This window comes from Bacillus sp. HMSC036E02 (assembly GCF_001836235.1).
Taxonomy (GTDB): Bacteria; Bacillota; Bacilli; order Bacillales; family Bacillaceae_G; genus Bacillus_A; species Bacillus_A cereus.
This window is the reverse complement of sequence record NZ_KV827805.1, coordinates 42,455-55,180: the sequence shown is the minus strand read 5'-3', so window position 1 is coordinate 55,180 and position 12,726 is coordinate 42,455. Positions and strand designations below refer to the sequence as shown.

Genomic DNA, 12,726 nt, shown 5'->3' with positions numbered 1-12,726 from the left:
ACATGGGTACTTTATCATGAATCAGACATGCAAAATTACGTAGCTTGTGGTGAAGATGAAGGAAATGCTATAAAGGGAAAATTCGTAGCGAAACCAGGGAAATATTATTTGAATGTGTATAAATTTGATGATAACACTGGTGAATATTCATTATTAATAAAATAAATTTATTTTCAATATGTATATAACGGTTGTTTTTTTAGGAGGAGTCTGTCACGATAGGCTTCTCCTATTTTTTACTCTAAAATAAGTTAATAAATTAGGTAATTATCTTTAAAAATAAATCATTATAAACCTAAAATATTCAATTAAAAAATAGAAGAGAGGGAGCTTGCGTCTTAATAAGACTAATATTAGGAGTTATGTCACATTTCGATTAAATAAAATATCGTAAAATCCTCAGAATAAATTTTTTTGCATGTTCATTCATTTAGGGTAATTCTCAACTCTTAAGCTGATGTATGTGGGGGACCGACTCATATACATCAGCTTAAATAATTAGATATTTTATTTATTAAGTTAAGCGAAATTTTATTCGTATAGGAGGAAGGCGCATTTAATTCTTTTTTCGAATGTTATTCATGTTTATCGTATTCCATCGAATGCGCTTGTTACCAAGTGATGTACATAGGAATCATCAAACTTATCACCGGTTACTAGCAATCGATAAAAAATTGGTCCGTAAATGAGATCGATGGATAATTCAATATCAAGGTTTTCTTTCAATTCTCCTCTTTGAATTCCCTTCTCTAGAAGTTGCTTTGCTTGCAGTCGACGGGGCTGGAAACATCGAGTGCGATATTCCTCTTCCAGTTTTAAGTCAACGTTTGATTTTCTCTTTGCAACCAGAAGTTCGTAGTCGCTTAAATGGATTATTCATGTCTATTTTCTTTTTGGGTGTTGCTGTTGGATCCTTTTTCGGAGGATGGAGTGTAGCATTGTGGATCGGAATCGCTTTTCCGACCATAGCGCTGCTTTATTTTGCCACAGAGAAATAGTTCAATAATCAAATTTAAACAGACCGGATTCGCTTGAATGCATATTCATTAATATGTCTGATTTTTATAGATTATTTGCGGTTATTTTGAAGTTTTTACATCACAACCAGATTTTTTGTCTCTATCGCTAAAAGAGGGCAAAACTCACCATATAAAATGTGTCCGAATTCCATTTAGACTATGAAAAAAGAGAGCTTGCGCTAGACAACAAGCCCTCTAAAAAATAACGTAATTGAGATATCTATATATTAACAGTTATTTTCTAACGATTCTATATGTCTTATGTTGAGAAATAAATTATAAGTGGCTTGATAACGCTAAAATGAATTATTGACATAATATTTCGACGATAATATAATAAATCTCGAATTCAAGATAACTTGTAAAGGATTGGTAATTATGAGAGCTTATCTTTAAAGTTATTTGTTATATTATCAAGGGAATTACAGCCAATCACTAAACGTATGAAAAGGATCTAAAAATTTATGGACTTAATGCAACTGAATTTGCAGTGCTTGAGCTACTATACAGTAAAGCTGATCGGCCTATAAAAAAATTGAGGACAAAATATTACTTGTAAGTTTTTGTATCACGTATGCATCAATTATTTCAGAAGGTATTGAATTGGTGACACTAATTTTTCCACAGCATAGAGAGGGGATTCGGAAAATATTTGGTAGTTTGGACTATATTGAGAAAAAATGATAAGTAAACAGTTGAAAAAGTTAGGATATTACGCACAGAAAGTGTAAGTTTTTAGATGTTATTTCTGTTTAGTAATATCCTAATTAAATATAAATTAAATAAATAGGAGGGAAAATTAATAAATAGTAGTAAATGTATTGTAGTACAAAATAAAGAAATTATGTAATTGCAATTAATATAGTAGGAAATAAAGTTGTTATGTTAACGTATACATATCGTCCTTTAAATTATAAATCTTTCATAAAGCGGAGAGTGGGTATCAAGAATGGAATTACGTCATTTAGAGTATTTTATTCAAGTTTGTAATAATAATAGTTTTACTAAAGCTGCGGAAGTTCTAGGTATTTCACAGCCGACTTTAAGTCAACAAATCCGTGTGTTAGAAGGTGAACTTGATACACCCTTGTTTCATCGAGTTGGAAGAGGTATCAAAATGACAGAAGCGGGTAAGCTGCTATTTGATAAAGGAAAATTTATCATGCAACAATTTGATGACGTTTATAATGAAATTTTTGAATTAAAGGGTGTAAAAAGAGGTGTAATTACTGTAGGAGGTTTATTAGAGGATCTCACTTATTTAACACCTTATATTATGAAGTTTCAACAACATTATCCCAACATCGTAGTAAAGATTATAGAATCTGAAGTTGCTGTAAATCAAATCGTTGACAAAAATATTGATTTCGGGATTACACGTAGTGCTCAAATTCCAGACACATTAACAAACACCCTTTTGTATAGTGAAGAGCTCGTCCTTGTCATTCCCAAAAATCATCCTTTGAATGAAAAATCATTTGTTTCTTTTCGAGAATTAGTAGGGCTGAGTAGAATAATGGTTTCATGTAGTTGTCGTGAATCTATTAAAATATATTGTGAGAGTTTAGGGTTATCTTTATCTGAAGCAAATATAGAAACAAAATCTTCTATTTCTCTATTGAGCCTTGTATACAATGGACATGGGGTTGCCATAATACCTCTTTCACTGGTTAACTTTGTTAATAATGATACTTTGAGCATAGTTCGTATTACTGACCCAACACCAAGCCAAGATATTAATCTTATTCACTTTGATGATAAATTTTTAAGTTTTGCAGCACGTATCTTTATGCAGAAGTTAAATGATTCGCAAAAAGTATCAGTGTAATAGAAATAATAATGATTCTAGTGTAAAATTTGAAAAAATCTATAAGTCTTAAGATAAAGCAAATATTAAAGTCAAAGGGTAGTGGCTTTATATGTGTGGTGTGATCGATTTTTGACTTTTACTTAAGGGAAAGGGGTAGACTTTGCACGGAGAGAAGGATGTAAAAAACAAATCAAGTTTAAGCTATCAACTCTTTGGTCCTATTAAATAGTAATAGATTCCAATAGGGATATACAATGCTATTTCGAATCTACATACCCTTATTGCAGAAAGAAAACCACCGGCATTATACCGGTGGTTTTGACTTAGAAAGCAAAGCAAGTACAACCGATACCCCATGTAGTTCCATCTTTTCCTATTACGGTATGAGTGTGTTGATGGAGAGGGTTACTGCAACTATGTAACTTGTTATCATAGGAATCGTGAGAAAGTATAGTGTTGGCTAGGTTAGCACCACCATACCCATAAACTCCCGTCGGTGACCAATCAGGTGATGCTGGCGGCAATTCAGGTGATAAATTTTTAAATTCATTATTTCCATACACAACCTGTCCACCCATAATGGTGAGTAATGATTCAAGGTTTTTGATTTCTTCTTCTGGCACAGTAAAGTAGTCAGCAGACAATACAGCAATATCAGCAAACTGACCTACTGCCAGGGTTCCCTTTTTACCTTCATCACCAGAGAACCACGCACTTCCTTTTGAATATAATTCCAGGGCTACTTTTCTATCAAGTTTATTTTTTTCATCGTATATAGAAAGCCCACCAATGGTTTTTCCGGCAACCATCCAGTAAAGAGCAACCCAAGGGTTATAGCTGGAAACCCTGGTTGCATCACTACCGGCGCCAACAGGTATACCAAGGTCTAACATACGATAAATCGGAGGAGTACGCTTTGCAGCTTCCTTTCCGTATAAATCAACAAAGTATTCACCTTGAAAAGCCATGCGGTCTTGGATGGCAATACCGCCATTTAAAGCCTTAACACGTTCCATGCTACGATCTGAGATTGTTTCTGCATGATCAAACCACCATCGTAGACCATTAAAAGGAATTTCACTGTTAACTTCCTCGAATACATTTAAGAAACGTGTGATTGACTCATCATAAGTTGCATGTAAACGGAAGGGCCAACGGTTTTCCACCAATAGAGAAATTACTTTCTTTAAGTCAGCTTCCATCATCGTAGCTAGTTCAGGCCGTGGCATTTGAAATTTTTCAAAATCGGCTGCTGAGAATACTAACATCTCTCCGGCACCATTCATTTTATACTTATCAGTTCCTTGACCTGGAGAAACAATTTTTGCCCATGAAGCAAAGTCTTCATATTCATGATTTGGATTCTGCGTAAATAGATTATAAGCAATACGCAAAGTTAATTGTTCCTTCTCGGCTAAATGTTCAACAACTTTGTAATCATCAGGATAATTTTGGAATCCACCACCTGCGTCAATAGCACTTGTAATACCTAATCTATTTAATTCGCGCATAAAATGGCGAGTTGAATTAATCTGGTCGTCAAAATTAAGTGCTGGTGCTTTACCCAAACTTGAATAAAGAATAGAAGCGTTAGGATTCGCAATTAAAAGGCCCGTTGGATTACCTCGTTTATCCCGCTCAATTAAGCAGCCTGGAGGGTCTGGTGTATCTTTTGTATATCCCAGTGCATGCAGCCCAGCACGATTTACAAGTGCTCTATCGTAAAGATGTAGCACAAATACAGGAGTGTCTTCAGAAACGGCATTAATTTCTTCCAAAGTTGGCAACCGTCTCTCTTTAAATTGAAATTCAGACCAACCTCCAACTACCCTTACCCACTGAGGAGCAGGTGTACGCCTTGCCTGTTCTTTGAGCATTTCTAGAGCAATAAAAAGTGATGGCACGCCTTCCCAACGTAATTCCATATTATAATGCAGACCACCACGAATAACGTGTATATGAGAGTCATTCAGGCCTGGAATAGCTCTCTTTCTTTTAAGGTCTATTTTCTTTGTTTTTTCCGTGGCACTATTAAGAAGCTCATCTCCACCTACTGCAGTGACTAAACCATCAGTTATGGCGATAGCAGATACCTCAGGCTGAGAAGGGTCAAGGGTAGTAATTTTTCCGTTATATAAGATCATATCCGGTAAATTCATGTTCACACCTCGTCTACTTTCTATTATTTTGTAACCATGGATGAAATAATTTACCGAAAATCGGCATGACTACCCATGATAGCAAGGACACTATACATACTGAAACAAAAAAGGCCGACATAATAGGATTCATATGTTTTATAATAGGTCCTATCACTTTAGGAACTAACATGCTAAGAGGCCATACACCCAAAAGGGTAACGATAGACATTTTCCATTTTGGCGGTGGAACTGGCGTTTTCGGAGTAACAAACCAATAAGCCAAACTACTTTCAGTTTTGTAACTTGGATTAGTAGCTTGAAATTGTTCTGCCGTTTTTAACAAATCCCGGCGAATGTCTGATTCTTGCCAAGCACGTAGATGCTCATACGTATCAAATCGAAAAATAACAGTATACTCTCTCGATTCGTTATTTGGAACTATTAGATTTACACCTAAATGCCCTGGGAATTTAGTAGCGGCAGCTTCGATTTCATGTCTCCATGTTTCAAACTGTTTTTCTTTACCTTGTTGAATTTCCCATGTAACAATCGTTGTTACTGGATCAGCAGCATCCATCGTGTTCCCTGTATAAGTCTCTTCGACAGCTACTCCTTCTTGTTTCATATTTTCCTGCTTGGAAGCGCGCCGTGCACCATAGTATATGCGTATTCTACTCCTTGACCATAAGCGCCAGTGTGCTCCTTTACAATTTCCATTACAGCATCATAAGTGTCTTTGTGTGCCCAGTCACGTTGGTATTCAAGTAAAACTTGAATTGCTGTCACTGGAATTGCACCAGCTTGTTCTACACGACGCATAGCAGCATTATGTGCTGTCAAACTAGTACCACCTGAAGCATCATCAACTGCATACACTTCATAGCCAGCTTTAATTGCTTCAAGCACAGGGAATGCAAGGCAAACTTCAGTCCAAAGTGCTGCAAATATTAATTTCTTTCTACCTGTTGCTTTAACTGCTTCAACAAATTTTGGATCTTCCCAAGAGTTCATTGAACTGCGTTCTATAATTTCATGGTTTGGGAATATATCAAGAATTTGTGGCCAAAAATAACCAGAAAAGCTGCGTGTCTCAACTGTAGTAAGAATAGTAGGTACGTTAAAAGTTTTTGCTGATTTAGCAAGTAGCATAACGTTATTAATTAATGTTTGTCTATCAATACTTGCAACTCCAAAAGTCATTTGAGGTTGAAAATCAATTAAAATTAAGGCACTGTTCTCCGGATTTAACAATTCTAAATTACTCATAATAAAACGCTCCTTTTTTAATTGTTTAAAATCAAGTTTTTGAAAGTAATATATTTTCTATTGACTAAAGCTGTAATCATAAAAATAAAAGCTATGTTGTACTGTTTAATTTAAAATTTAGTGCCGATTTAATCGGCACTAAATTTATACTAGAAACTTTTTAAAAAGTGATAATACATTTATGCATTTTGTTTACTAAGATCGCGCTGAGCTCCCATATAGCTTCCAATTATATTTTGATAGCCTGGAAGATTGCTAGCAAGCAAATTGCCAAAACCTTCGACATCGTTGCGCCAATCGCGTTGTAATTCGCAAGCTACGCTAAACCAGTTCATAAGTTGCACACCACTATGTGCCATACGAGTATTGGCAGCATCTGCAACTTGTTTACTGAAAGTTCCTGAAGCATCAGTAACAGCAAATACTTCATATCCAGCTTTTATAGCGGACAGTGCCGGGAAAGCAACACAAACGTCCGTAACTACGCCTGCGATGATAAGTTGTTTTTTTCCAGTGTCTTCGATTGCTTTTACAAAATCATCATTATCCCATGCGTTAATTTGTCCAGGTCGAGCTATTTTTGGTGCATGAGGAAAGAGATCAACCAATTCTTGCATTAAAGGTCCATTAGGCCCGTTTTCAAAACTTGTTGTTAAAATAACTGGTAAATCAAAAAACTTAGCAGTATGAGCAAGAGCTAAAACATTGTTCTTGAATTCATCAACACCATAGTCACGTACTAGTCCAGACATAAGACCAGTTTGATGATCTACTAAAAGCACGACAGCATCATCTTTGTTAATACGAGAATAGAGATCAGTCATTATGTATTCCTCCTAAAAATTAAGTAATCGAAGAAAGTTTTATTATAAGTTTCTTCGTTTATAACTAAGCTGACCAATAATATTGGTTATAGTAGCATTCACAGAACATGAAGTGCTATACAAATTTATAGTATTTGAAAATCGAATCGTTAATCAATTCTAAATTATCTATAATTTGTATAGGTCGTAACTATAGTTGTTTTCACTATAAAATAGATTGGTTTTACCTATACATCCTATAGATAGAACAATATTGATAGTCACCTATTTTTGTTATTATAATTGAATATGAGGAATGTTCAGAAATTATATTGTGGTGAAAAAGGTATTAGAGGGGGAATTGTCCAAAAGGAGAAAATGAATGCATTGGGACAATAGAGTTTCATACTTAGAGTTCACAACATAAACGTGCATGAATAGGTTATGACATTCATCCGGATTATTGAAGAAAAGGATACATATTAGAATATTTTTTGGAGGTAGAAGCATGGCTAAAATTACTGTAGGAACCGAAAATCAAGAACCAATTGAGATATATTATGAGGATTATGGCACAGGAAAACCAGTTGTACTAATTCATGGTTGGCCGTTAAGTGGTCGATCTTGGGAATACCAAGTTCCCGCTCTTGTTGAGGCTGGATACAGAGTTATAACATATGATCGTCGAGGATTTGGAAAATCATCTCAGCCGTGGGAAGGGTATGAATATGATACCTTTACTTCTGATTTACATCAACTATTAGAACATTTAGAGCTTCAAAATGTCACACTTGTTGGTTTTTCTATGGGTGGAGGCGAAGTAGCCCGGTATATTAGTACGTATGGAACAGATCGTATTGAAAAGGCTGTTTTTGCTGGAGCAGTACCTCCATATTTATACAAATCAGAGGATCATCCTGAAGGGGCATTAGATGATGCAACAATTGAAGCGTTCAAAAGTGGTGTGATTAATGACCGCCTTGCATTTCTTGATGAATTTACTAAGGGATTTTTCGCGGCTGGTAATCGAACAGATTTAGTTAGTGAGCCATTCCGTTTATATAATTGGGATATTGCAGCCAGTGCATCACCTAAAGGAACACTTGATTGTATTACCGCCTTTAGTAAGACAGATTTTAGAAAAGACTTGGAGAAGTTTAATATACCTACTCTTATTATTCACGGTGATTCTGATGCAACTGTACCCTATGAATATAGTGGGAAATTAACACATGAAGCAATTCCTAATTCTAAAGTAACGTTAATAAAGGGTGGTCCACATGGGCTAAATGCAACGCATGCCAAAGAATTTAATGAAGCACTCCTATCATTTTTAAAGGACTAATTACAACTATATAATTGTTAATTAATAAATTATAAACAAGTAAAAAATAAAGCTTTATAAAAGATGCTCTTGGATAAATCCAGGAGCATCTTTTTAATGGTGATATTGAGATGTTAGGTTGATAAATCTCCATTAATTTTGGATTGAATACTCTTCTTAACAGCTAAAATATATTGATTAGAGTTTTTTAGATTTCTTAGAAGTATTGTTATATTACTATCAAGATAATATTTTGAATAATCCTCAAAATAAAGAAATGTTTTGTCAGAAAACAATAAAATCTTATTAATTTTTATAATTAGTTGAATTTTTATAGAAATAATTCTCTTAATATATTAAAATAACATCGTATTATGTCAGATTTTAATTAGGGGAGAGAAATTTTATGTTGAAAAAAATCATTCCAGTTGCTTTAGCATTAAGTACAGTTACTTTTACTAGTGTATTTGCTATGCCTTCAGCCCAAGCAAGTACAGAATCAAACCGCTACATAGATGTACAAATGCTCGGTATTAACGATTTTCATGGGCAACTAGACACTGTAAAAAAAATTAACAATAAAGATGCAGGGGGAATTGAGTACTTAGGGGCTTATTTACGTGATCGTGAAAAACAAAATCCGAATACATTAAAGGTACATGCTGGAGATGTTGTTGGAGCAAGTACTCCTGTTTCAGCATTATTACAAGACGAACCTACGATTGAATTTCTAAATGATTTGAAATTCGATGTTGGAACGATAGGGAATCATGAATTTGATGAAGGTGTTGAAGAAATGAACCGCCTTATTTATGGTGGATACCATGAGAAAACAGGGAATTTTAAAGGAGCAAAATTCCCATATGTTGCTGCAAATTTCTATAATAAATCCACCGGTCGTTTATTTTTACCACCATTCACTATAAAAAAGGTACAAGGAGTTCCTGTTGGATTTATCGGAGTCGTAACAACGGATGTTCCTAACCTTGTTATGCCTACTATGCTAAAGAATGTAGAAATTACAGATGAAGTTGAAGCTATTAACAAATCCGTAAAGCAATTAAAAAAACTAGGCGTTAAATCTATCGTTGTTCTTGCACATAACGGAGGTATAACAGATGGGAACGGCGTAACAAATGGTGATATCGTCCGATTAGCAAATGAGACTGATCCAGAAGTCGATGTTATTTTTGGTGGCCATAGCCACACTTATGTAAATGGAACTGTTAATAATAAACTTGTCGTACAAGCAAATTCATATGGTATGGCTTTTGCTGATGTTGATGTAAAGATTGATCGTAAAACACAAGATATTGTTGAGAAAAAAGCAGAAATTGTTACAACTTATCATGAAGGCATAGAGCCTGATAAAAAAATAAAGAAGAAGATGGAGAAATATCAAGCAAAAATCGCACCTCTTGTTAATGAAGTTGTAGGTAAGTCTATTGCGCCACTAGATCGCAAACTCAATACGGCTGGTGAATCTACTCTTGGAAATTTAGTTGCTGATGCCCAGCGTACAACAATGCAATCCCAAATTGCACTTATGAATCCTGGTGGTATTCGTAATGACTTAGATGCTGGTGATATTACATGGGGAGAGATATATGGTATTCAACCATTCGGAAATCAATTAATAAAAGTAAATTTAACAGGTCAAGACATTCGTGATATTTTAAATCAACAATGGCAAAAAGACATAACAAGAATGCTTCAAATTTCAGGAATCCAATACACTTGGGATGCGAACAAGCCCAATGGAGAAAAAGTAACAAGTATTCGCTTAACGAATGGAGAAGAAATTATTCCTTCTAAAACTTACAGCGTCGTTGCTAACGCATTTTTAGCTTCAGGGGGAGATGGATTTGTATCCTTTAAAAACGGTAAAGATGCTGAAACAGGACCAACTGATTTTGAAGCATTAGTAGATTATATAAAAAAATCAAAAGAACCAATTCAGTCTATTATTGATGGAAGAATTCAAAAGATAAATTAGGTTTTTATTAATCTCAAAAACAACTAGATTACCTGTGCGCTATACTCTTTAGTGTGCAGGTAATCTATTTTTTTGATTTGAAATAGTCTAACTGTGGCCAATGGGTATACCGTCTAGATGCAGAGTGCCGAAAAAAATGAAGTGAACAAAAAATAACCCCTAAATTAACTCTATGATAAAGAGACTACAAACAATCAAAATTTGGAACTTCATATTAACCATATATTAACTACGTTAATAATACATACTGAAATTGAATACTTTAGATAACATCATTTATAACGGATATCTGTACATTATAATGTTATGCAATGAGGAATTTACAATACAATGAATTGAAGCTTATTTAGTTTTATATTTGTATAAGTGAATTAAGAATTTCTTAAGAACCTATTAAGAAATAAGTGAGTTTTAGGAACTAGAATAAATGTATCTTAACAGTAATAAGAAAATGAATGTTTTAAACGGAAGTTGGCAGAGTATGTCAAAAAGCTATAAGTAAATATTTCAGGAGGTTTTTTATGAAAAAGAAAATAATTATTGCAATTGTTGCTTCTGCTATAACAATGACTCATTTTGTAGGAAATACTTATGCAGATTCGAAAACAGAGGTTTCTGTTACAGCTCCCTATAATACAAATCAAATAGCGAAATGGTTAGAAGCACATGCAAAGCCTTTAAAAACAACTAATCCAACTGCATCTCTTAATGATTTGAAACCACTTAAGGATATGGTAGGGGCAGCTTCAATTGTAGGTTTAGGTGAAGCTACGCATGGGGCTCATGAAGTTTTTACGATGAAACACCGCATTGTTAAGTATTTAGTATCTGAAAAGGGCTTTACCAATCTAGTTTTAGAAGAGGGATGGGACAGGGCCTTGGAACTTGATCGATATGTTCTTACTGGTAAGGGAAACCCAAACCAACATCTAACACCTGTATTTAAGACGAAAGAAATGCTAGATTTACTTGATTGGATTCGGCAATATAATGCTAATCCAAAACATAAATCGAAAGTACGTGTCATCGGGATGGACATTCAATCAGTAAACGAAAATGTTTATAATAATATAATAGAATATATTAAAGCGAACAATTCAAAACTGTTGCCTAGAGTAGAAGAGAAGATAAAAGGGCTTATTCCTGTAACAAAGGATATGAATACTTTTGAAAGCCTTACGAAAGAAGAAAAAGAAAAGTATGTTTTAGATGCTAAACAAATTAGTGCTTTATTAGAGGAAAATAAAAGTCATTTAAATGGGAAATCTAAAGAGTTCGTATGGATAAAGCAAAATGCTCGTATTATTGAACAGTTTACTACAATGTTAGCGACACCTCCTGATAAACCAGCGGATTTTTATTTGAAACATGATATTGCATTGTATGAAAATGCGAAGTGGACTGAAGAACATTTAGGAAAAACCATTGTATGGGGACATAATGGACACGTTTCGAAAACAAATATGCTTTCTTTTATATACCCTAAAGTAGCAGGGCAGCATTTAGCAGAATATTACGGAAAACGGTACGTATCTATTGGAACGTCAGTTTATGAAGGACAATACAATGTGAAGAATAGCAATGGTGAATTTGGCCCCTATGGAACATTAAAATCGGATGATCCAAACAGTTATAACTACATTTTTGGACAGGTCAAAAAAGATCAATTTTTTATTGATTTACGTAAGGCGAACGGCGTGACAAAAACTTGGTTAAACGAACAACATCCAATTTTCGCTGGAATAACTACCGAAGGGCCTGATATACCAAAAACTGTTGATATATCATTAGGTAAAGCGTTTGATATACTTGTTCAAATTCAAAAAGTGAGTCCATCTCAAGTACATCAATAAATTTAGAATCATGTGCCGTAATGACAAATTTCATAGTGTGTCATATAACACAATGAAATTTGTTTTATATAACAAGAAGAATAATCGCATTAGAAAAAATCAGCAGTTTAACCTGTTAAGAGTAAAACGAATCTTACAATATGTAAAGCGCAAAAACACTGAAGCGAAAAGCATCGGTGTTTTTTGCGCTTTCGGGCACAGATGCTACTTCAATCCTATTGTAGAAGTGATTTTGTATGTAAGGAATTTGTAAGGAATAGGTAAGAAAAAAGAGATTTTCATTGTGTAGGATAAAAATATAAGGAGGCATGAAGGGGGGAACAAGTACGGCCTACATATAAAACAAATAATCAGTAACAAGAGTGTTTTAAGGAAAAGAAGTAATTTCTATGGTTAATATGTATGTGGAAAAAGAGTGATTTAGAGATTGTTAGAACACAATGGTGTTTGTGAAAATAATGATTAGTACGTTGATTGCAAATTCAGTGTTGACTTTTATCATTGGGAGAGTTGA

The 12,726-nt window shown here is 34.3% G+C and carries 9 protein-coding genes and 3 pseudogenes; 7 read left to right on the top strand and 5 right to left on the bottom strand.

From position 1 onward, the window contains the following. Positions 1–165, top strand: a 165-nt coding sequence (locus HMPREF2590_RS31050) for a pre-peptidase C-terminal domain-containing protein (protein WP_176748649.1), incomplete at its 5' end; no start/stop codon positions are given. A gap of 420 nt (positions 166–585) precedes the next feature. Here HMPREF2590_RS31050 and HMPREF2590_RS02105 read toward each other — a convergent pair. Then, a pseudogene (locus HMPREF2590_RS02105) lies at positions 586–825 on the bottom strand (TetR-like C-terminal domain-containing protein); the annotation flags it as partial. On the opposite strand from HMPREF2590_RS02105, the pseudogene HMPREF2590_RS02100 reads away from it, so the two are divergent. The 3 genes and pseudogenes from HMPREF2590_RS02100 to HMPREF2590_RS02090 all read left to right on the top strand — a co-directional run. Further along, a pseudogene (locus HMPREF2590_RS02100) lies at positions 813–998 on the top strand (MFS transporter); the annotation flags it as partial. The pseudogenes HMPREF2590_RS02105 and HMPREF2590_RS02100 overlap by 13 nt on opposite strands. A gap of 389 nt (positions 999–1,387) precedes the next feature. Further along, positions 1,388–1,750, top strand: a pseudogene (locus tag HMPREF2590_RS31045) (MarR family transcriptional regulator). A gap of 218 nt (positions 1,751–1,968) precedes the next feature. Further along, entirely contained in the window at positions 1,969–2,847 is an 879-nt protein-coding gene (locus HMPREF2590_RS02090; RefSeq protein ID WP_000423208.1) for a LysR family transcriptional regulator, read from the top strand. 305 nt (positions 2,848–3,152) lie between these two features. Here HMPREF2590_RS02090 and HMPREF2590_RS02085 read toward each other — a convergent pair whose 3' ends face one another. The 4 genes from HMPREF2590_RS02085 to ycaC all read right to left on the bottom strand — a co-directional run bounded on the left by HMPREF2590_RS02085 (position 3,153) and on the right by ycaC (position 7,060). After that, positions 3,153–4,988, bottom strand: a complete 1,836-nt coding sequence (locus tag HMPREF2590_RS02085) for an amidohydrolase (protein ID WP_050821961.1) — start codon at positions 4,986–4,988, stop codon at positions 3,153–3,155. A 13-nt stretch (positions 4,989–5,001) separates the two neighbouring features. Beyond that, a complete protein-coding gene (locus tag HMPREF2590_RS02080) occupies positions 5,002–5,595 on the bottom strand; it encodes an antibiotic biosynthesis monooxygenase (RefSeq protein ID WP_000806847.1) in 594 nt (197 codons plus the stop codon). Beyond that, positions 5,592–6,236 (bottom strand): hydrolase, encoded by a 645-nt coding sequence (locus HMPREF2590_RS02075; RefSeq protein ID WP_000067162.1) that lies wholly within the window; start codon positions 6,234–6,236, stop codon positions 5,592–5,594. The genes HMPREF2590_RS02080 and HMPREF2590_RS02075 overlap by 4 nt, the downstream gene beginning before the upstream one ends. 179 nt (positions 6,237–6,415) lie before the next feature. After that, positions 6,416–7,060 carry an isochorismate family cysteine hydrolase YcaC gene (gene ycaC / locus HMPREF2590_RS02070; RefSeq protein ID WP_000131210.1) on the bottom strand — a complete coding sequence of 215 codons (645 nt, stop codon included), beginning with the start codon at positions 7,058–7,060 and terminating at the stop codon, positions 6,416–6,418. 487 nt (positions 7,061–7,547) lie between these two features. Here ycaC and HMPREF2590_RS02065 point away from each other — a divergent pair, with 487 nt between their 5' ends. From HMPREF2590_RS02065 to HMPREF2590_RS02055, 3 genes are all read left to right on the top strand, one after another. Beyond that, the gene (locus HMPREF2590_RS02065) at positions 7,548–8,384 is read left to right on the top strand and encodes a bromoperoxidase (RefSeq protein WP_001074330.1); all 837 of its coding nucleotides are present in this window, start codon (positions 7,548–7,550) and stop codon (positions 8,382–8,384) included. A gap of 385 nt (positions 8,385–8,769) precedes the next feature. After that, positions 8,770–10,359, top strand: coding sequence for a bifunctional metallophosphatase/5'-nucleotidase (locus HMPREF2590_RS02060; protein ID WP_000913791.1), 1,590 nt, complete (start codon positions 8,770–8,772; stop codon positions 10,357–10,359). 521 nt (positions 10,360–10,880) lie between these two features. Further along, on the top strand, positions 10,881–12,212 hold the full coding sequence (locus HMPREF2590_RS02055) for an erythromycin esterase family protein (protein ID WP_050821960.1): 1,332 nt from the start codon (positions 10,881–10,883) through the stop codon (positions 12,210–12,212). Positions 12,213–12,726: the final 514 nt, after the last annotated feature.

What these genes read in the sequence shown, in the direction of transcription:
- HMPREF2590_RS02090 (WP_000423208.1), top strand. Translation starts at nt 1,969, where the DNA reads ATGGAATTACGTCATTTAGAGTATTTTATTCAAGTTTGTAATAATAAT.
- HMPREF2590_RS02085 (WP_050821961.1), bottom strand. Translation starts at nt 4,988, where the DNA reads ATGAATTTACCGGATATGATCTTATATAACGGAAAAATTACTACCCTT.
- HMPREF2590_RS02080 (WP_000806847.1), bottom strand. Translation starts at nt 5,595, where the DNA reads ATGAAACAAGAAGGAGTAGCTGTCGAAGAGACTTATACAGGGAACACG.
- HMPREF2590_RS02075 (WP_000067162.1), bottom strand. Translation starts at nt 6,236, where the DNA reads ATGAGTAATTTAGAATTGTTAAATCCGGAGAACAGTGCCTTAATTTTA.
- ycaC (WP_000131210.1), bottom strand. Translation starts at nt 7,060, where the DNA reads ATGACTGATCTCTATTCTCGTATTAACAAAGATGATGCTGTCGTGCTT.
- HMPREF2590_RS02065 (WP_001074330.1), top strand. Translation starts at nt 7,548, where the DNA reads ATGGCTAAAATTACTGTAGGAACCGAAAATCAAGAACCAATTGAGATA.
- HMPREF2590_RS02060 (WP_000913791.1), top strand. Translation starts at nt 8,770, where the DNA reads ATGTTGAAAAAAATCATTCCAGTTGCTTTAGCATTAAGTACAGTTACT.
- HMPREF2590_RS02055 (WP_050821960.1), top strand. Translation starts at nt 10,881, where the DNA reads ATGAAAAAGAAAATAATTATTGCAATTGTTGCTTCTGCTATAACAATG.